At 62.9% G+C, this 18,667-nt stretch carries 22 protein-coding genes; 8 read left to right on the top strand and 14 right to left on the bottom strand.

Annotated elements, in window-relative coordinates:
- Positions 1–4 precede the first annotated feature (4 nt).
- The gene (locus E4S61_RS16285; RefSeq protein ID WP_135305025.1) at positions 5–958 is read left to right on the top strand and encodes a TIGR03557 family F420-dependent LLM class oxidoreductase; all 954 of its coding nucleotides are present in this window, start codon (positions 5–7) and stop codon (positions 956–958) included.
- A gap of 39 nt (positions 959–997) precedes the next feature.
- On the opposite strand, the gene E4S61_RS16290 is transcribed toward E4S61_RS16285, so the two are convergent.
- The 5 genes from E4S61_RS16290 to E4S61_RS16305 form a co-directional block, all read right to left on the bottom strand.
- Complete coding sequence (locus tag E4S61_RS16290; RefSeq protein WP_135305207.1) at positions 998–1,651, bottom strand: PHP domain-containing protein; 654 nt, start codon at positions 1,649–1,651, stop codon at positions 998–1,000.
- Positions 1,652–1,654: 3 nt separating this feature from the next.
- Positions 1,655–2,596, bottom strand: coding sequence for a diacylglycerol/lipid kinase family protein (locus E4S61_RS16295; RefSeq protein ID WP_135305026.1), 942 nt, complete (start codon positions 2,594–2,596; stop codon positions 1,655–1,657).
- A 65-nt stretch (positions 2,597–2,661) separates the two neighbouring features.
- Complete coding sequence (locus tag E4S61_RS25505) at positions 2,662–2,811, bottom strand: hypothetical protein (protein WP_167768542.1); 150 nt, start codon at positions 2,809–2,811, stop codon at positions 2,662–2,664.
- A gap of 112 nt (positions 2,812–2,923) precedes the next feature.
- On the bottom strand, positions 2,924–3,598 hold the full coding sequence (locus E4S61_RS16300; RefSeq protein WP_135305027.1) for a hypothetical protein: 675 nt from the start codon (positions 3,596–3,598) through the stop codon (positions 2,924–2,926).
- 127 nt (positions 3,599–3,725) lie between these two features.
- A complete protein-coding gene (locus E4S61_RS16305) occupies positions 3,726–4,550 on the bottom strand; it encodes a YihY/virulence factor BrkB family protein (protein WP_135305028.1) in 825 nt (274 codons plus the stop codon).
- Between the two features lie 213 nt (positions 4,551–4,763).
- Between E4S61_RS16305 and E4S61_RS16310 the strand changes: the two genes are divergently transcribed.
- Positions 4,764–5,432: an AIM24 family protein gene (locus E4S61_RS16310; RefSeq protein ID WP_135305029.1), complete on the top strand. Its 669-nt coding sequence runs from the start codon at positions 4,764–4,766 to the stop codon at positions 5,430–5,432.
- A 223-nt stretch (positions 5,433–5,655) separates the two neighbouring features.
- Here E4S61_RS16310 and E4S61_RS25510 read toward each other — a convergent pair whose 3' ends face one another.
- The gene (locus tag E4S61_RS25510) at positions 5,656–5,799 is read right to left on the bottom strand and encodes a hypothetical protein (RefSeq protein ID WP_167768543.1); all 144 of its coding nucleotides are present in this window, start codon (positions 5,797–5,799) and stop codon (positions 5,656–5,658) included.
- A 126-nt stretch (positions 5,800–5,925) separates the two neighbouring features.
- Between E4S61_RS25510 and E4S61_RS16315 the strand changes: the two genes are divergently transcribed.
- From E4S61_RS16315 to E4S61_RS16325, 3 genes are all read left to right on the top strand, one after another.
- Positions 5,926–6,240: a hypothetical protein gene (locus E4S61_RS16315; protein ID WP_135305030.1), complete on the top strand. Its 315-nt coding sequence runs from the start codon at positions 5,926–5,928 to the stop codon at positions 6,238–6,240.
- 185 nt (positions 6,241–6,425) lie between these two features.
- Positions 6,426–7,523, top strand: coding sequence for a PQQ-binding-like beta-propeller repeat protein (locus E4S61_RS16320; protein WP_394346458.1), 1,098 nt, complete (start codon positions 6,426–6,428; stop codon positions 7,521–7,523).
- Positions 7,520–8,332, top strand: a complete 813-nt coding sequence (locus E4S61_RS16325) for a hypothetical protein (RefSeq protein ID WP_135305032.1) — start codon at positions 7,520–7,522, stop codon at positions 8,330–8,332. Before E4S61_RS16320 ends, E4S61_RS16325 begins: the two co-directional genes overlap by 4 nt.
- 13 nt (positions 8,333–8,345) lie before the next feature.
- On the opposite strand, the gene E4S61_RS16330 is transcribed toward E4S61_RS16325, so the two are convergent.
- Complete coding sequence (locus E4S61_RS16330; RefSeq protein ID WP_135305033.1) at positions 8,346–8,861, bottom strand: hypothetical protein; 516 nt, start codon at positions 8,859–8,861, stop codon at positions 8,346–8,348.
- A gap of 173 nt (positions 8,862–9,034) precedes the next feature.
- Between E4S61_RS16330 and E4S61_RS16335 the strand changes: the two genes are divergently transcribed.
- Positions 9,035–10,042 carry a DUF7544 domain-containing protein gene (locus tag E4S61_RS16335; RefSeq protein WP_135305034.1) on the top strand — a complete coding sequence of 336 codons (1,008 nt, stop codon included), beginning with the start codon at positions 9,035–9,037 and terminating at the stop codon, positions 10,040–10,042.
- Between the two features lie 92 nt (positions 10,043–10,134).
- Positions 10,135–10,752, top strand: a complete 618-nt coding sequence (locus E4S61_RS16340) for a class I SAM-dependent methyltransferase (protein WP_135305035.1) — start codon at positions 10,135–10,137, stop codon at positions 10,750–10,752.
- Positions 10,753–10,835: 83 nt separating this feature from the next.
- Here E4S61_RS16340 and E4S61_RS16345 read toward each other — a convergent pair whose 3' ends face one another.
- Positions 10,836–11,042, bottom strand: coding sequence for a hypothetical protein (locus E4S61_RS16345; protein WP_135305036.1), 207 nt, complete (start codon positions 11,040–11,042; stop codon positions 10,836–10,838).
- 176 nt (positions 11,043–11,218) lie between these two features.
- Between E4S61_RS16345 and E4S61_RS16350 the strand changes: the two genes are divergently transcribed.
- The gene (locus E4S61_RS16350; RefSeq protein ID WP_135305037.1) at positions 11,219–11,629 is read left to right on the top strand and encodes a TRAM domain-containing protein; all 411 of its coding nucleotides are present in this window, start codon (positions 11,219–11,221) and stop codon (positions 11,627–11,629) included.
- Between the two features lie 383 nt (positions 11,630–12,012).
- Here E4S61_RS16350 and rhcF read toward each other — a convergent pair whose 3' ends face one another.
- The 6 genes from rhcF to E4S61_RS16380 all read right to left on the bottom strand — a co-directional run bounded on the left by rhcF (position 12,013) and on the right by E4S61_RS16380 (position 18,553).
- Complete coding sequence (gene rhcF / locus E4S61_RS16355; protein ID WP_135305038.1) at positions 12,013–12,861, bottom strand: 2,4-diketo-3-deoxy-L-rhamnonate hydrolase; 849 nt, start codon at positions 12,859–12,861, stop codon at positions 12,013–12,015.
- 51 nt (positions 12,862–12,912) lie between these two features.
- Entirely contained in the window at positions 12,913–13,671 is a 759-nt protein-coding gene (locus tag E4S61_RS16360) for an IclR family transcriptional regulator (RefSeq protein ID WP_135305039.1), read from the bottom strand.
- Positions 13,672–13,814: 143 nt separating this feature from the next.
- Positions 13,815–14,846 (bottom strand): TIGR03560 family F420-dependent LLM class oxidoreductase, encoded by a 1,032-nt coding sequence (locus tag E4S61_RS16365; RefSeq protein WP_135305040.1) that lies wholly within the window; start codon positions 14,844–14,846, stop codon positions 13,815–13,817.
- 2 nt (positions 14,847–14,848) lie between these two features.
- Positions 14,849–16,054 (bottom strand): enolase C-terminal domain-like protein, encoded by a 1,206-nt coding sequence (locus E4S61_RS16370; RefSeq protein WP_135305041.1) that lies wholly within the window; start codon positions 16,052–16,054, stop codon positions 14,849–14,851.
- 116 nt (positions 16,055–16,170) lie between these two features.
- Positions 16,171–17,202, bottom strand: coding sequence for a 2-keto-3-deoxy-L-rhamnonate dehydrogenase (rhcE, locus tag E4S61_RS16375; protein ID WP_135305042.1), 1,032 nt, complete (start codon positions 17,200–17,202; stop codon positions 16,171–16,173).
- A 184-nt stretch (positions 17,203–17,386) separates the two neighbouring features.
- Entirely contained in the window at positions 17,387–18,553 is a 1,167-nt protein-coding gene (locus E4S61_RS16380) for an ABC transporter ATP-binding protein (RefSeq protein ID WP_135305043.1), read from the bottom strand.
- Positions 18,554–18,667: the final 114 nt, after the last annotated feature.

Consider the following 18,667-nt stretch of genomic DNA (forward strand, 5'->3'; position numbering starts at 1 on the left):
GCCCATGACAGAAATCGGCTACACCCTATCGAGCGAAGAGCACGGACCGAACGACCTCGTCGACCACGCGCGGAACGCGGAGGAGGTCGGCTTCGACTTCCTCTCTATCTCCGACCACTACCACCCGTGGGTCGCCGAACAGGGCCACGCGCCGTTCGTCTGGTCCACCCTCGGCGGCGTCGCCGAGGCGACGACGGACATCGACGTCGGTATCGGCGTCTCCGCGCCCATCATGCGCATCCATCCGGCCCTCTACGCACAGGCGAGCGCGACGGCGGCGACGATGTTCGAGGGTCGCGAGTTCTACGCCGGGGTCGGGACCGGCGAGAGCTTGAACGAACACATCTACGGCGACCACTGGCCCGAACACGCGGTCCGAATGGAAATGTTAGAGGAAGCCATCGACGTGATCCGCTCGCTTTGGACGGGCGAGGAGGTCAGCCACCGCGGTGAGCACTACACCGTCGAGAACGCGCAACTGTTTACCCTTCCCGAGGAGACGCCGCCGATTTGCGTCTCAGCGTACGGCGAACGCGCCGCGCAGGCAGCCGCAGCGGTCGGCGACGGCTTTTGGGCGGTCGGCCCACAGGACACCGTCGAGACGTGGGAGGAGAACGGCGGTGAGGGGCCGCGATTCTGCCAGCTCACGGCCTGCGTCGCCGACAGCGAGGACGAGGCCGTTTCGACCGCCCACGAACAGTGGCCCAACTCGGGTCTCGCCGGCGAGATGAGCACGATTCTCCCGACGCCGACGCACTTCGAACAAGCCACGGAGATGGTCTCGGAGGAAGACATCGCCGAAGGTTCCATGCTCTGTGGGCCGGACGCCCAACCGCACATCGACAGCATCCAGCAGGCGATAGACGCAGGCTACGACCACGTCTACATCCATCAAGTCGGCGACGACCAGCAGGCACTCTTCGATCTCTACGAGGAGGAAGTCCTCCCGTCGTTCTAGCCCGACCGGCATATCGGCTCTTCGTGGCTTTTCCGGCCGCTATACGTGGCCCTTGTACTCGTGTACTCGCTGGTAGATTTCGTGGAGCACGCGATTCGAGAGACGGTCGTCCACGCGCGGCCCCACGCGCCCGTCACGAATCGCCCCGACGATGGCTTCGGGCGTCGACTCCTCGGCGTCGACCATCGTGTGTGCCCGTCCCACCTCGAAGGGGTAGTGGGCGTCGCTCCCGCCGACCAGCGGTAGGTCGAGGCTCTCGGCCAGTTTCCTGACTCTGGCCTGCCGCTGTGGATGTTTGCCGTTTATCTCCACTGCGTCGAGTTCGGCGTCTCCGTCGGCCACGGTACTGTTCCGGTAGGGATGGGCCATAATCGCTGCACACTCTCGTTCGTGGGCCATCTCGACCACTTTCTCCGGAGTCAGTCTCCCCGGCTCCGTGTCCGTCGGCGGGTCAGGGCCGACGACGAGGACGTGGCCTCGCGTCGTCGAGATTTCGATGCCGGGGATAGTAGACAACGGCGAATCGTGGTCGTAGGGCCGATAGTAGTCGTGGTTGGTCAGGGCAACACCGTCTAGGTCTCGTCGCCGAGCGGCGTCGCCGAGTAGCGACGCGCCGACTGGGTCGAAGCGCGTCGGTTCGCCCTTGTTCCAGTGGAAGAATCGCGTGTGCGTGTGTAGATCAAGTTTGTACATCATTCACTCCTCGTCACCGGGTATCGGTTCGTAGCGCTCGCCGACCGCGACGGTGAGCGCTCGCTGCTCGGTATGCAACGACAGTTCGTGGCGTTCGATAATCTCGCCGTCGAGACTGAACGACACGGGGTCGTCCTCCTGTACCTCGATTTCGAGCGAGGAGACGGTGTACCGTGAGGTCTGGTCGCTCTCGCGACCAATCAACCGCTCGACGGCGGCCGTCTCCATCAGGTCGAGCGACCCAGTGCCGTGGACGAGCGTCACGTCGAAGCGCCCGTCCTCCATGTTCGCCTGGGTGCTCCCGCTCGGCGGAAACCGCCGACCGTTTCCAATGAGGACAGCGAGGGCGCTCCCCGACCAGACGGGCGACTCGGCGTCCACGTCCGAGAGTCGCACAGTGAGTCGAATCCCGTCGAAGGAGGGGAGCACCCGGAGCGTCTTGATGACGTAGGCGAACGTCCCGAACTGGTCTTTCAGGGTCGGACTCGTCTCTGCGCTGGACTCCGCGGTCAGCCCGCCGACACAGGAGTTGACGAACGGCTCGCCGTCAGCGAAGCCGAGGTCTATCTGTCGGCGCTCGCCCGCTTCGAGGACCTCGAACCCCTGTTCGATGCCCGTAATGCCGACGTTTCCAGCGAAGTCGTTTCCGGTGCCACACGGGATGACACCGACGGTGACGGTATCCAGCGCGTCTGCCTCCACGACACCCTTCACGACACCGTTCAGTGTGCCGTCGCCGCCCGCGGCCGCGATCCTCGTTGCACCGTCGTCAATCGCGTCTCGCGTCAGTTCGATGGCGTCGCCTTCCGCCTCCGTCTCCAAGACCGTGTAGCCGTGGGATTTCGCGTGTTCGTACACCGTCTCGGGGTGCTCGCCGGTCCCGCTCACGGGATTGAGGACGACGACGCGCTCGCCCGTCGTCTCGGCCGGTGATGTCGTAGCCATTGGTTGGGTTCCGTCTGTGTCTCAGGTCGGTCCCGCTTCTGTCCCGCTCGCGTGCGTCGGCTCGGTTAGCGGTCGTGTAGCTTCCGTAATACTGCTTCGCGTTCCTCGGTCTCCGAACGCTTACCTTTGAGTTCGAGGACGTTCTGTTCGAGTTTCTCCAGCGCGATGGAGAAGGCGTCCCTCTGGCAATCCTGCGTCAGAATCGCTCGGTCCATCAGTGGGTGCTCGTGTGACCCCTATCAGAATCAACTATCGGCCTGCAGTAACAAGCCGATACCGGCCTACGCGAGTTGCTACCGTCACTGGGGCGGTGAAGAGGAGACGCGCTCAACAACCGGTTCCGCCCGCCCCACCGGCCGCGCCGCCGGCACAGGAGGCTGCCGCTCCAGCACTCGCCCCGGCACACGCCGCGGCGACGGCGGCTCCGCCACCGCCGGCGTAGGAGCCGGAGGCGGCCATCGACGCGGCGTCGAACTGCTGCCAGTAGACCGGCGGGACGCCGTCGTCGCCGTCGTCACCCGCTTTCACGTCGTCTCGAAGGTCCGAACTCGCGTACCCCGGGTCTGAGATGTAGCTCTCGGCCAGCGACGCCGAGAGGGTGATACGGCGGTAGATGACTTCCGCCTCGTCTTCGTCGGCGTACGCGAACTGGATGTCGTAATGACGGACGTGGAACGCCGAGAACACGGGGTGGACGGCGTCGAGGACCGACCCGACGATTTCCCAGACGACGTCCATCTCGGGTTCGCCCGCATCCTCGAAGACGACGGGGACGACGGGAACGAGGATGTCCTCGCCGTCGCGATGCGTGTTGACTTTATTGACCTCGTGGACCTCCGGCACTTCCGCGAGGGCGCTGGGGAGCGGGTCGAACTGCTCGGCGAGCCGGTCGTCACCCGTGCCGTTTTCCTCCCGGTAGTCCTCGGTGAGGTCTTCGAGACCGATGCTATCGAGGAAATCCGAAGCTTTCTCGGTGAAACTGCGATCTTCGTCGGAGGGCATCCCGTGGAAGCCCGGCCGCTGAGCGGATAAATTCTGTGGCCTTGGCGTTGTTACTGGGACCGCCGAGCGTGAAACGTGATATGAACGGAGCGTTCGGTGATCATGCCAGAACTACTACCGTTACTGTTCAGTTCTCACCACTCGCTTTCGGCTTGCCGGGCACGTCCGTGCGACCGGCATCGATCGCGTTGACGACAGCGCCGAGTAGCAGGACGACACCGCTGAAGTACAGCCACGTAACGAGCAAGAGGATGCTCGCGATGAGATTACCGTCGCTCCCACTCAGGGAGACGTACACCTGAAACAGCACCTGCAAGATCACCCATCCGACGGCCCCGACGATTGTCCCCGGAAGGACGTCCCGTGGCTCGACGTCGATGTCCGGGAACAGGTAGTACATCGGGAAGAAAGCGACACAGAGACCGAAGACGAGTATCAACGGCACCAGGAGCCCGATGAACGGGACGAACGCGAAGAAGGCGACGACACTTGTAGCACCGACCATCGCGACGATGCCGAGCGTGAGGGTGAGCAGCATCAGGAGGCTCTTCTTCAGTTGGCCGACGAACGACTCCCGGGCGGTCGTCTCGTAGATCTCAGAGAACGCGGTGTCGAGCCCGCGGAACACCTTGATCGCACCCCAGACGAGCGTGAGCACCCCGATGATCGACGCAGTGACCGTCGAACCGGTTCCAGCGCTGCTCTGTTGGTCGATCATCACCTCGATGACGCCGCCGACCGACGGGGAGACGCTGTCGGTCGTGACCTCGACAATCCGCTGTTGCAGTTCGGGTGCGCCGAAGACGGAAACCGCGAGGAAGAAGAACATGAGCAGCGGTACGAGCGAGACGAACGCGCTGTAGGCGATACTGCCCGCGAGAAAGGTCACGTTCTTCTCGCTGAAGACATCCTTGACCGCCTTCGCTTGCGAGACGGCCGATCGAGTGTCCATAGTTCCCCTATCACGTTCGAGCGGTTTTACTGCGGGGGCCGATAGAGTTCGGCTTCGTTTTGCGACTCTCGTCAGTACGCTTTCACTCGCCGCATATCGCAGTTCGATTTTGATCGGCTTGTGACGGTTGCTGTCCGACACTCGTTTGCCTGAAGGTTTTTGACCCCGCTCTCCGAAGCGCCGACCGGGTTTCGAAACGCCCTGAATTGTCACATGGAACTCGAAAACTTCGTCAGCGAAAACGCGCCCGAGGAGAGTCAAGACACGTTCGAACTGGAGAACAAGAAACTACTGGACATCGACGTGGACGGAACGGTCCTCACGAAGGCCGGGTCGATGATCGCCTACGACGGCGACCTCTCCTTTACGGGGAAGTCCTCCGCTGAGGGCGGTCTGACCGGTTTCATCAAGGGACAGATGTCCAGCGAGGGCACGCCAGTCATGGAGGTAAAGGGAACGGGTAACGTCTACGTCGCCGACCAGGGGAAGAAGATTCAGCCCCTCTCGCTGGACGAAGACGAGTCGATTACGGTCAACGGCAACGACGTGCTGGCCTTCGAGGACAGCGTCGACTACAAGATCGGGACGATCGGCTCGCTCAGCGGTGCGTCGGCCGCCGGCCTGACGAACGTCTTCCTCTCCGGGCCAGGGATGGTCGCTATCACGACCCACGGCGACCCGCTGGTGCTCGAACCGCCGGTGAAGACGGACCCCGACGCGACCGTCGCGTGGTCCAGCGACCTCTCGCCGAGCATCAACACCGACCGCAGTCTCGCAAACGCCATCGGACAGTCCTCCGGTGAGACGTATCAGATGGCGTTCGACGGAACGAGCGGCTTCGTCGTCGTTCAACCCTTCGAGGAGACCGCACAGCGAGCCTGAGACCGACGCAAACAAAATCCCGCCCACGATTCGGCGAGATTTCTTTCCGCTAGTACCGACCGCTACTCACGAGAGAAACGCCAGTGTGCCGCCTTTGGTCACCCCGATGATTCGGTCTCCCACGGGTGCGAGGTCCCACACTGCATCTTCCGTGATTGGACGCTTCGAGACAGCATAATTGACTGTCCGAGATGCTGTCGGGTCTGTCACTTCACGGTCGCTGTTAGACGACGGTTGTTACCCACTCTGCCGTGACGAACTTGTGCCGGCACCCCTCACAGAGCATTATCTCCATAGCCTCGCCCGAGGAGAGGTGGACGTGGTACCGTCGAGCGGCAATATCTCGCTTACAGTTAGCACATGTCATTGTCTATGTAGGGTGTACAGGGGGTGTGGCTATAGCTGTTACTCAGACATCATGATGGTCGACGCTGATCCATACATGGATAACATGGACGACAGGTCTTACTATCGTGGCACGCTATCCCGACACATGGACCCGAGTGTGGTCTTCGAACGCGCCGACGTGACGCGGCGACCGGGTGATCTCCTGCCCGGCGAGTCGAACGGGGAGGAGAAGTGGCTCGCGACCGACCCCAAAACCGACTGTCGCGGCGTCGGGCCGTTCGAGGAGGCGGCGCGGACCAACGTCGTGTACGCAGTCGAGGCGTATCAGGAGGAATACGAGGCACACGGAGAGGCCGGCCCGTTCCTTAGCGCCGGCCGGGACCAGACGTTCGAGATGCGCTGGCTCGACGAGGCCGAGACGACCCTCGCCGACCGACTTCAGACGTTTCTGCCGTTCTGAGAGTGCAGACCCCTTCTTGGGGCGCACCGTCAAGAATTAGTGCCGTTGTGCGCGATAGGAGGGGTATGGTCCCCTCCAGACGGCAGTTCCTCCAGGCCTCGGCACTCGCGTTCGCCGGGTCGTTCGGTAGTCGAGTCGCCACCGGTGGCGGCGGTTCAGTCGACCCCTCGGTGGACGAGTGGCCGATGGCCCGATACGACCCGGCCGGGACCGGCCACCACCCCACCGCGTCGGGGCCGAAAGCCGACGTCGAAATAGCGTGGACCCACGACGCACCCGAGTGGTTTCTCGGGACGGCTCCGCCAATTCGTCGGGGAGAGACGCTTCACATCGCCGGGAACGGACTGCTCGCGCTCGACAGCGAGACGGGCGAACGACAGTTCGGCCACCCCGGTCCCTACGGGTCGGCCCCGGCACGCGTTCGGAGTTCGGTCTACGAGACAGATACGCTCGCGGTGACCGCGTCGTCGGGTGTCTTCGGCCTGAATGCCAGCGGTGGTCTCCGCATTCCGCTCCTGGGCGAGCGGTTCGGCGTCGAGCGATGGGGCGGTTCGCAGTCTCCGAGACCGAGCTTTTTCGGCCCGGCGGATTCGGCGACGCCGGTCACCGCTGACGGGACGATCTACACCGCGATTCCGGGGGCGAACGCCGTCGCCGCGCTCGATCCGGACGACGGCGGTGTCCGCTGGCGAAATACTCATCACGAGGACGACGCAGCGAGCGCGGAGTTCAACAGACCTGCCGTAAGAGACGGGCTCGTCTTCGTCACCAACTGGCCGCGGCAGGCGACCGCCTACCGCGCCGAGACGGGCGAACGGCACTGGCAGCGCGAACTCGACGAACAGATGGTCCTCGCACCGGTGGCGACCGATGCGGGCGTCGTCGTCCAGACGCGGAACGGGGTCCAGCTGCTCGATACGGCTGACGGGTCCACGCTGTGGAGCCGTGACCTCGACGCGAACGCCGTCGAGAGCGCGCCGGCTGTCGCCGACGGAACGATTTTCGCCGCCGACGAACAGGAGTCGCTGCACGCGCTCGACCTCCGGACGGGGGAACCGCGATGGACGACGCCGTTCGACGGGCCGACGTCGCCAGTCGTCGCCGACGGTGTCGTCTACGCGGTTCGGTCGCAGGTCGCGCTGGTCGCCGTCGATGCGGAATCAGGCGAGCAGCTGTTCGAGTACGAGCCCTCAGAGGTCCCGCTCTCAGCGCCGGTCGTCGGCGATGGCGTCCTCTACGCGACGAACCGGCGACGGGTAATCGCGCTGGAGGAAGCGAGATGACGGCCGATACGGGCGAGCGAACGGCGGCCGACGGAGAGGCGTCGGCTACACGAGAGGCGCGTTCGACCACCGAAAGCTCGGTCCTGCGCACCGCGGTGCGACGAATCCGCGCCGATCCGATGCTTCTCGTCCCCCTCACCGTCGCAGGTCTCCTCGTAGCCGTCGCCGACTGGATTCGGCGGGTGGATCCGATCCCCGCCGCGAGACCACATCTATTCGGCCAGACCGTCGGCATCCAGTACTCGTTGTTCCCGAGCGGAACCGCTCGAACGATCAGACGCGGCGCGGCGCTCGTGGACCTGCGACCGCCGTTTCTCGCGGGGGCAGTCGCCCTCGAACTGCTAGTCGTCTCGGCGGTCGGCGTCGCCGGATGGCTGACGATTACGAGAGCGCTCGGAACGGAGCGCCGTCTCCGTTCGCTCGCTCGCTATCTCGGCGTCCTCGCGGTGCTCGCGTTGCTCTTCCGCGTGCTGGAGAACCCGGTCGTCGAGTTCGACAGCTTGGTACTCGGCGTGGCTGGAATCGTCGTCCTCTCGCTCGTCGCGGTCCGCCTGTTTCTCGTTCCCGGCTTTCTGGCAGCCGACCGCCGGTTCGCGCCATCGCTCCGTGCGAGCGCTCGGGCGTCCGAGGGCTGGGGGTGGACGATATTCTGGCTCATTCTCGCCTTCGGCATCGCTTCGTGGGGGCTAGCCCAGATTCCGGTCGCGGGCGGGTTCCTGAGCACCCTCGTCGTGGCTCCGGTCCACGCCGTTGCCATCGCCGTACTGGTTCGGGAGACGGACGAGACTGCAGGAACCACTTCTCGATAGACGACGATAGCAGTCAGGGAAGCAGCCAGTCTACGCTCGACGCACAGACCGACGTTCCACTCGAACCGCCACTTTCGAGCGTCATACTGTGTTCTTGCTGTCGTTGCGGACACGTCTCTATCTCCGTTTTGACGTGCAACTCGTCGTCCCCGAGATCCTCGACGACGTAGACTGTGACGTCACCCGGCGTCCAGCTCTCGATCGTCGTCGTCACCGTCTCGTTCGGTTCGACGGTGAACTGCTGGGTGGAAACGTCGTCGACCAGCGTGACGTTCCGGAACTCCAGCGCCCACACCATCTGCGAGAGCGGCGCAAGGCGGCGGTCGCCGTCTTTCGTCGTGACCGCGAAGTTCGTCAACAGCGCGGACTGCCGGGAATCGGCGGTGAACGCCGTCACGCGATACGTCGTCGTATCTTCGTTCGTAACGGTGACCGTCGGCGGACCGTCGTACACTTCGCCGGCGGCCACGGAAACGCCATTTAGTAGGAGCAACCCGGCGAGGAGGAGGGCCGTTTGTCGGGGAGCCATATCGGTACTGTGACTGCCACACAGAAATAACGCGCTCTTCTACAGGCCCCGCCCGCCACGTATCAGAGATACGCGCGCACGCTGGACCGCTCTTCTCTCGTCTGACGCGCCGGTACCTACAGTGACCACGCCACCGGTTTACGTTTATGTACGTGGGCGTACAATTTAGACATATGACACTCTATGCGCTCGAAGACATCGACGACGCGCTCGACGCGACGCGGGCGTTTCTCTTCCCCATCGATCGGACCCGGTGGCTCAAACTCGCCGTAATCGTCTTTTTCGTCGGCGGTCCGGCCGCGAACTTCAACTTCTCGCAGTACAACGTCCCGGCAGATCAGGGGCCGGGAGGCGCGCCGCCGATTCCAGATGTCGGGACCAACGTCGTGCTCCTCGTGGTCGCCGTCGTGGTAGTCGCGCTGCTCGTCGGACTCGCGCTCCTGTTGGTCGGTTCTATCATGGAGTTCGTACTCGTCGAGTCGCTGCGCCACGAGTCGGTCACGATCCGCGCGTACTGGGACCGGCGGTGGCGGCAGGGCGTCCGCCTGTTCGGCTTTCGCCTCCTCGTGAACGGACTCGTCCTCGGCAGTTTCGTCGTCCTCTTCGTGCTGTTCGTGCTCCCAACCTTCTTCGATATCGGACCGGGTGTGGCTCCCGTCAATGGTCTCTCACTCGTCGGGTTTCTGCTACTCCTGCCGGTCATCGTCGTGTTGGCGCTGGTCGTCGGCATCGTCGATACCATCACGACGACGTTCGTCGTCCCTGTCATGGTACTCGAAGATCGGACTGTCTTGGGCAGCTGGCGACGGCTCTGGCCGACGATAACCAGTCAACCCTGGCAGTACCTCGCCTACCTCGTCGCCAACTTCGTCCTCGCGATCGTCACCGGGATCCTCGTCGCCGTCGCTACCGGCGTGGCGGCACTGATACTTCTGATTCCGTTCGGCCTCCTTGGTCTCCTCGGGTTCTTGCTGTTCTTCCTCTTCTCGCCGCTGGGCATCGGTGTCCTCGCGGTGGTGGGCGTCCTGTTCGTTCTCGCTCTCCTCGCCGTCGCCGCCCTCGTTCAGGTCCCGGTCGTCACCTATCTACGCTACTACGCGTTACTGGTCTTGGGCGATATCGCCACCGAATTCGACCTGATTCCGGAGCGCCGTGCGGCCGTGCGAACGGACGAACTGTAGCGGTCGGGACCCACTCTCTCACTTTTTGCCCCAGCACGCCGAAACGCGGCCACTTCGCGGCACATTTACTTCTCGATACCGTCGGTCGAGGTATGGACCCCGACGACGTTCGCGAAGATTGGGCCGAGCGCTCCGGGAAGTACTCGCCCACGTACTACGCCGAGATCGGACCGAACGAGGTGAGCGAGACGCTCGCCGACGTGCTCGGTCACTACGTCACAGACGAGGCGTCGATTCTCGAAATCGGCTGTGGCTCCGGCCGGCATCTCGCGCACCTGCTCCGGAACGGCTACGAGAATCTCACCGGGATCGATATCAACGGCGATTCCTTCGAGGTGATGGCCGAGAACTACCCGCGTCTCGCCGAGACGGGGACCTTCCACACCGGCGCTATCGAGGACTTCGTCGAGGATGTCGAAGACGATACATTCGACGTGGTCTACACCGTCGAGACGCTCCAGCACATCCATCCCGACGACACGTGGGTCTTCGACGAGATCGCCCGTATCACAGACGACTTCCTCGTGACGGCCGAAAACGAAGGCAACAGTCCACAGCGTGGCCGGGCCGAGGCGGACGTCAGTTACGTGAACGACGACTTCCCGCTCTATCACCGCAACTGGAAGGGAATCTTCTCGGAGCGCGGTTTCGCTCAACTGATACGCGAGCCCACCTCCCGGGATACGATTCGCGTGTTTCGAGCGCTCTGAGACCGATTAATCGTCCGGACCGACTACGGTGAGCGCGACGCCACCGTCGCAGAGCGGATGGATTCCGGTCGCTGCGAGGAACCTTATCTATCTCCGCGGAGGACGAGCACGAGCCCGAAGATGACACCGACGACGACGAGCGCCACCCCGCTCATGCCGTAGAGTTCCGCCGCGGTGTAGGTGAACTGGTCGTCATACTTCATAATCGCCGCAGAGAGCAAGAGCGTCACTCCGGAACCGGTCAGGACAGTCGCCAGATCGAAGCCGGCGGGGTTGCCAAGGTCGGGCATACAACAGAAACGTACGTCCCCGCGGTAGGTATGGTGCTTGCAAAGAAATGGCTTCGACCGCGCAACGGGGTGAGTCGAGATCCGATCTCGGCCGACCGTGCATACAGCGTCCCCTTTGGGGCAGTAGACTCAAATAGGCCGCCCCCAATAGACGACAAAACACGGTGTCTGAGTAAATGGAAATTCCCCCACAACTTCGATGTCTGTTCTCCGCTGAAATCGAGCGCTCGGGAGACTCGCTGGTCGTCGAGGTCCCCGACGAAGAAGTCAGCATCGGCGACGTTGAAGCCGGTGAGACCTATCGCGTTGCCTTACTACCCGCGCCGACGGACGACTCACCCCAGCAGACGGATCGACAGGCGGACGTGTCGCCGCCGAACGAGCCGCCTGTCGAAGAGGGTGAAACCCGGCGCGTCGAGATCGAGAATCTCGGCGACCAAGGTGACGGCGTGACGCGAGTCGAACGCGGCTTCGTCGTCATCGTCCCCGACACCGAAGTCGGCGAACGCGTCGCTGTCGAAATTCAGGCCGTCACAGAGAACGTCGCCTTCGCCGAGGTTACAGAACGACTCAGCTACTACGACTGAGGTCGCTACACCAGGCACGCTGAGACCGTTTGAACGCCTGTGATCGCCGATAGTGCCTGAAACTGCCTTCGCCTTCGTTTGCATTTTAGTATAGCTATCCGGTATATCTATTCTGATGAGCCGAACAACTCAACTCCACGAGGTTCGTCTGCTACCGAGTCATATCTGTGAACGAGACCGTAATCGATGCCCCCGAAAGAAAAATTCACCGAATATGGACATGGACACATCTATTCAGATATTCTCTGTACTATCTATTGACAAACGTGGCGATTATATGCACAAAGTAGCTAAAGATATTTCAGGACGTTGTTGATACCTGTCGACACACCTCTACTCACGCCGAAACCCCCACCAATATTTCTAAACCGCCCGGAGGCCCGCTAGTCCCGCTCTTCTGTGACGGGGTTGGTCAGCGTTCCGATGCCCTCGATCTCGACGTCGACGGTGTCGCCCGGTTCGAGCAGTTCGGGCGGGTCGCGGAAGATGCCGACGCCGCCGGGGGTGCCCGTAGAGATAACGTCACCGGGACGTAGCGTCGTGAACCCGCTGATGTACTCGACGACCTCCTCGACGCCGAAGATGAACTCCTCGGTGTTCGAAGATTGCTTCGTCTCGCCATTGACGCGGCAGGCGACGTCCAGATTGGAAGGGTCCAGTCGGTCGTCGGGGACGAGCGTCGGTCCCATCGGTGCGAACGTATCGTAGCTCTTCCCGCGGAAGAACTGGCCGTCGTCGAACTGCGCGTCGCGGCCGCTTACGTCGTTTATCGCCGTGTAGCCGGCGACGTACTCCCGAGCCTCGTCGGCGGAGACGTTCTTTGCCGTCCGACCGATGACGACGCCCAGTTCGACCTCGTAGTCCACTTCGTCGAGGTCGGTGGGGTGGACGATGGGGTCGTCGGGGTTGGTGACGGCCGCGCCGGCCTTTCCGAACAGGAGCGGTCGCTCGGGGACCTCTTCGTCCTGTTCTTCGGCGTGGTCGTGGTAGTTCAGCCCGACGCAGACGATCTTCCCCGGTCGCGGTACCGGTGCGAGGAGTCGCGCATCTGCGACGGGGACGGCGTGGTCCTCGGCGGCGTCGACGGCGTCCTCGACGACTCGGAGGAAGCCGGGGTCGGTCAACTGCTGATACGTGATCTCTTCGCGAAGTCCCGTCAACGGGACGATTTCGTCGTTGCGGCGGACGCCCCATGCAGGAGTATCGCCAGTAGTGTATCGAACGAACTGCATCAACGGGTACTGCCAGCGCGGAGAACCTAACTGTTGTGTTCGACGCCAACCCTACGAGTAGGTCAGGTTCACCTCGATGACGTTGGCGCTGCGGAGAATCTGGTCCGGAATCTCGTCGGTGAACCGCTCTTCCTGCATCCGACTCTTCGGGCCAGAGACGCTCACCGCGGCGATGGCGTAGCCGTCCTCATCGACGATGGGGGCCGCGAGACACCGCATACCCTTGACGCGCTCCTCGTCGTCGTAGGCGTACCCTCGTTCCCGAACCTGATCGAGCGTATCGAAGAGTTCCGCTCTGTCCGTTATCGTCTGCTCGGTCACCTTCGGAAGTCCGTGACGGTCGAGAATCGCCTCGACCTTCGCTCGTGGCCGAAACGCCATGATGGTTTTTCCCAGCGCCGTCGTCTGTAGGGGAACGCGCATCCCAGCGTGCGTGTCCAACTGGACCGCGTTCTGCCCGCGCGCTTTGTACAGGAAGACGCCGAGGCCGTGTTCTTCGATCATGAAGTTGGCGTGCTCACCGGTCTTCTCGGCCAGTTCGTCTATCTCCGGACGTGCAATCTCGAATACCTTCTGGCGCGACCGGGCCTGATTGCCCAACTGGAGGAATCGAGTGCTCACGTAGTACTCCTTGCCCTCCTTGACGAGGTACTCCTCCTGTTCGAGCGTCCGGAGGTGATCGTGGACGGTGCTGGTCGGTTTATCGAGGCGCTGTGCCACCTCGGAGACGCCGGCACCTTCGAGTTCGCGGAGCGTCTCGACCACTTCGAGCGAGATTTTCGCCGCCTTGACGGGCACGGGTTCGGTCATATCCGTATCAAAGCGAGATTTCGAAAAAAGCTTTTCCGTCATTGCCGGAACGGATGATCCCTTCGCCACAGCAGTGGCAAAGCTACCGAACCTGATCGTTACTGTCTGAGATACTCGCTGGTGACGGTCGCCGACTGCTCCGGTTACCGGAATTCCGGGATGACCTCGTCGGCGAACAGTTCCATTCCGCTGGTGTCGGGGAAATCAACGAACCAGCACTGGAACTTCGTGACGCCGGCCTCGATCCGGCGCTCGATGGCCTCGGCGCACTCTTCGGGCGTGCCCATGACGAAGAACTCACGGGCGTCCTCGACGGTCCGAATCGGTGCCTGGTCCTGATACTCCTCCTCGAACTGGATTGGCGTCATGCGGTCGACCAGTCTGTCAAACTTTGCCTCGTCGCGCGTGCAGATGACGTGACCGTCCCAGGAGTACTCGATGTCCTCGGGGTCGCGGCCGACGGTGTCGCAGTGGTCTTCGATGACGCCGATCTTGTGGCTCAGCGTCTCTACGTCGCCGTTGAACACGTCGGTGTTCCAGATGTCGGCGTGTTTAGCGACTAGTTTGAGCGTCACCTCTTCGCCCTGTCCGCCGACCAGAATCGGCGGGTGCGGGTCCTGTACGGGTGTCGGTGCACAGGGGGCGTCCTCGATTTGATAGTGGTCACCGTCGAAGCTCGCACCGTCGCTCCCGGCGTCCCACATCCGCTTCATCAACCGAATCGACTCGTCTAAGCGCATCAACCGCTCGAAGCCGTCGCGGTACTCCCAGCCGTAGGCCTCGTACTCGGGTTCGTGCCATCCGGCACCCAAGCCGAGTTCCAGCCGACCGTCCGAAATGACGTCGAGCGTCGCCGCCATCTTCGCCACCAGCGCGGGGTTGCGGTAGTCGTTACAGAGCACGAGCGAGCCGAGGTTGATGTCCTCGGTGAAGCCGGCCATCGCCGACAGGAGCGTCCAACACTCGTACTCGGCGCGGTCGCGGCCCAGCATCAGGTGGTCCGGTGCCCAGGCGGCGTCGAAGCCCAACTCTTCGGCCTTCTCGATGCCCATCCGCGTCGTCTCCCAGTCGAGGGCCTCGTACGCCGGCGTGTCCCGGTGAACCGGCTCGTCGTCGCCGGCGTCCGGCGCACCGGCGAAGACGGGGACGTTGTACTCGAAGCTGATGTCCGACATGGTCACTCCAGTGCGAAGTGGTCGAGCGCCTCGCGGTTGAGTTCGGCGCTCAGGCCGACGCCGTCGGGGAGCGGGATGACGCCGTCGTTCGCGTCGGGCGGGTGCTGGTAGATGGCGTCGGCGTACGTCGAGTCCTTCTCGCCCTGTTGCTCCTGATACCACTCGGGGATGGGAAAGTACTCCGCCATCGGCGCGTTGGTCGAGGCTGCGATGAAGTGCAGGTGCGGGTTCGTTCCCGTGTGGGGGATGATCGGCACGTCGTGAGCGCTGGCCATCGCATCGACGCGCTGGAGTTCGGTCAGACCACCCATCCGGTGGACGTCAGGCTGGAGGATGTCGACCGTCTCCTTCTCCAGCATCTCCTTGTACCCCCACCGGGTGAACTCGTGTTCGCCGCCGGAGATCGGCACGTCCGTGGACGCGCGGAGCTCGGCGTAGCCGTCGAGGTCGTCGGGAATGACCGGCTCCTCGACCCACTCCATGTCGTACTTCTCCAGTCGGCCGAGCATCTTCTTCGCGTACCGAACCGACCAACCCATGTAGGCGTCGCCGGCGAGTTTGATGTCGTGGCCGACGGCCTCTCTGACCGTCCGGACGATTTCCTCGTTTTTCTCCATGCCCTTCCGTCCGGCCTCGGGACCGTACTGGAAGCGCAGTTTCATCGCGTCGAAGCCCGCCTCGACGTAGTCCATCGCCTCGCGTTCGAGCGTGTCGAGGTCGACGGGGTGGAGGTTGCTCGCGTAGCAGTCGATCTCGTTCTCGACGGGGCCGCCGAGCAGTTCGTATACCGGTTTGTCGGCCTCTTTCCCGGCGATGTCCCAGAGTGCGAGGTCGACGGCGCTGATGGCCTCGATGGCCGCGCCCTTCCGACCGAACGGAATCGTCGCGCGGTACATGATGTCCCACAGTTTCTCGCGTTCGGTCGGGTCCTCGCCGACGACGAGTTTCGAGAGCGTCTCGTCGACGATGGTCTCGATTGCGCCGGTCGCCCAGTTACCGTGGCCGACGCCCGTGATGCCGGCGTCGGTCTCGACTTCGACGACGACGTCGCCGACCGGTCCCATCCACTTCCGACGGGCTTGGGGGTTGTCGCCCTCGGCGTTGTTGTACTCCTCGTACTTGCTCATCACCGTGACGAGCGGGAACTCGACGAACTCGCCCCAGGACTCCGTACTGACCTTGGTCGCGGATATATCTGTGATCTCCATGGCGTGCTGTCCTGAACTATTCGCGCACTAGGACTAATATCTTTCCATGATTATTTTACGCAATAAATGTGCAGAGATGACTCTATGTGGCCCGGTACGCGCGGTCGCCACGGCACTCACTCCGCGAACTGGAACACCGGTTTGCAGGTCTCCGATTCGAGGAACGACTCGAAGGCGGCTGCCGGGTCGTCCGTGCTGAAGGAGGCGTCCAGTATCGCGTCGACGTCGATCTCTCCCCGTTCCATCAGTCGGAGCGCCTGCTCGAAGTTCGTCCACGTCGATCCGTAAGAGGTGTTGATGTCCACCTCGCCGCGGACCACGTCGGTCAGCGCGAACTCGCTGTCGTCGTTCGGGATGCCCACGACGACGACCTGCCCGCCCTTCCGGACGAAGTCGGCGGCGGTCCCGACACCGGTGTGATGGCCCGTCGAGTCGAACACGACGTCGAACCCGATGCCGTCGGTGAACGTCTCGGTCCGGGCTTCGAGGCTCTCCGACTGGGCGTTGATCGTCTCGATGCCGAGGTCCGCAAGCAGCGGCAGCCGATACACCGCGTCCTGGTCGAGTCCGGAGACGACGACGTTCGCGCCGAGCGAGTCGGCGACGGCCGCCACGAGGACGCCGATCGGCCCCGGTCCCTCGATCAGGACGTTGTCGCCCGGCGTCGTCTTCGACTGGCTGAAGACCGCGCGAGTGGCGATGCTCGTCGGCTCCGTAATCGCTGCGTGCCGGAGCGGGACGGCTTCGGGGACCGCGTGGAGGTGCTTCGACTCGACCGCGACGTACTCGGCGTAGGCCCCGTCTCTGTGCATTCCCGTAATAGAGAAGTTCTGACAGACGTTGGGTTGGCCGTTCTTGCACTGGAAACACTGCCCGCAGTCGTGAATCGGCTCCTCGATGACTTTCTGCCCCTCGGTGAAGTTCTCGACGTCGGCCCCCACGTCCACGACCGTGCCGGAGTACTCGTGGCCCATGATACGCGGGATGGGGATCCACTCGTATCCGCCGTCGTACTTGTAGGCGTGCGCGTCGCTCCCACACAGCCCGGCTGTGTGGACCTCGACGAGAACTTCGTCACTGTCGATCGTCGGCGTCTCCCGCTCCTGTGTCTCCACGGAGCGGGGACCCGTCTGAACAATTGCTTTCATAGTTGCTGATAGAGGTCGGTTTACTCGACTCACTCGGAACATACAGACACTGGCGTTAATACTTTTGGGTGTCTCGACACAGAATTGCCGAAATTGATGGCCTCGAAGCCTCTAACGACGACTTCGCTCTCTCCCGGTTCTCTCGTCTGCCTGTCGCAGCAGGTTGTGCTACCGAGTAGTCTGTTCAGGCTTCGACGCTGTCCGCCGTCGCCGACCCGTCCGTCCGTTCCACGACGAGCCGTCCTTTCAACAGCTCTCCGGTCTCCGCGTCGAACAGGTAGACGTGCTCCGGAGCGATAGTGAGCGATAGCTCGTCGCCCGAGGAGAGGTCGTGGAAGTTCCCGACCGTCGCCGTCACGTCGCCGAGCGCGGAACTCCCGTGGACGATCGCCTCGGTGCCGATCGGTTCGACGACGCGAATGTCCGTATCGAACGCCGGCCCGTCCAGCGCGTGGTTGCGCCGCTGGTAGAGGTCCTGCGGACGGAAGCCGACGAGCACATCGTCGGTCGTTATCTCGGTGTCGACGAGTCGCTTCGGGATGTCGAACGACGCCGACTCCATGTCGACGCGGTAGGCGTCGCCCTGCTCCCCGATCGTCGCATCGAAGAGATTCATGTCCGGGCTGCCGACGAACTGCGCGACGAAGAGGTTCGCCGGTTCGTTGAACACCTGGTCAGGCGTCCCCAATTGTTGGAGTTGCCCCTCGTTGAGGACGGCGATCTTGTCCGCGATTGTCATCGCCTCCTCCTGATTGTGCGTGACGTACGCGGAGGTGATGCCGACCTCCGACTGGAGTTCGTCGATTTCGGTCCGCATCGTCTTTCGGAGTTGTGCGTCTAAGTTCGCCAGCGGTTCGTCGAAGAGGAACAGCCGCGGCTCACGGATGATGGCGCGACCGAGCGCGACACGCTGTTTCTGCCCGCCGGAGAGCTGTGCGGGCTTGTTGTTGAGCAGTTCCTCGATCTCCAGCATCTCGGCGACCTCCCTCACTCGGGCGTCGATCTCGTCGCCAGTCATATCGTTGTCCTCGCGGCGGAGCCCGAACCCGAGGTTCTCCCCGACAGTCATGTGGGGGTACAATGCGAAATCCTGGAACACCATCGCAACGTCCCGGTTTCGCGCCTTGACGTCGTTGACGACGGTGCCGTCGAACCGGACCTCACCGTCGGTCGGCTCTTCCAGCCCGCCGATCATCCGGAGCGTGGTCGTCTTCCCACAGCCGCTCGGACCCAGTAAGACGAGAAACTCCCCGTCGGGAACGTCGATGTCGAGGTCGTTTACCGCGACGATTCCCTCCTTCTCGGGGTCGCCGAACACTTTCGTGACACCGTCTAACTCTATGTGTGTCATTGCAAATTGCTACCATCCACCGCATAATAAAGTTACTGTCCTCCCGCGCTCAGACGGGACCAAAAGTCGATCGAGACGAACGCCGATACGCGAGTTTCGAGGGGGGTTCGGGGT

The organism is Haloarcula amylovorans (assembly GCF_004681185.1).
GTDB lineage: Archaea > Halobacteriota > Halobacteria > Halobacteriales > Haloarculaceae > Haloarcula > Haloarcula amylovorans.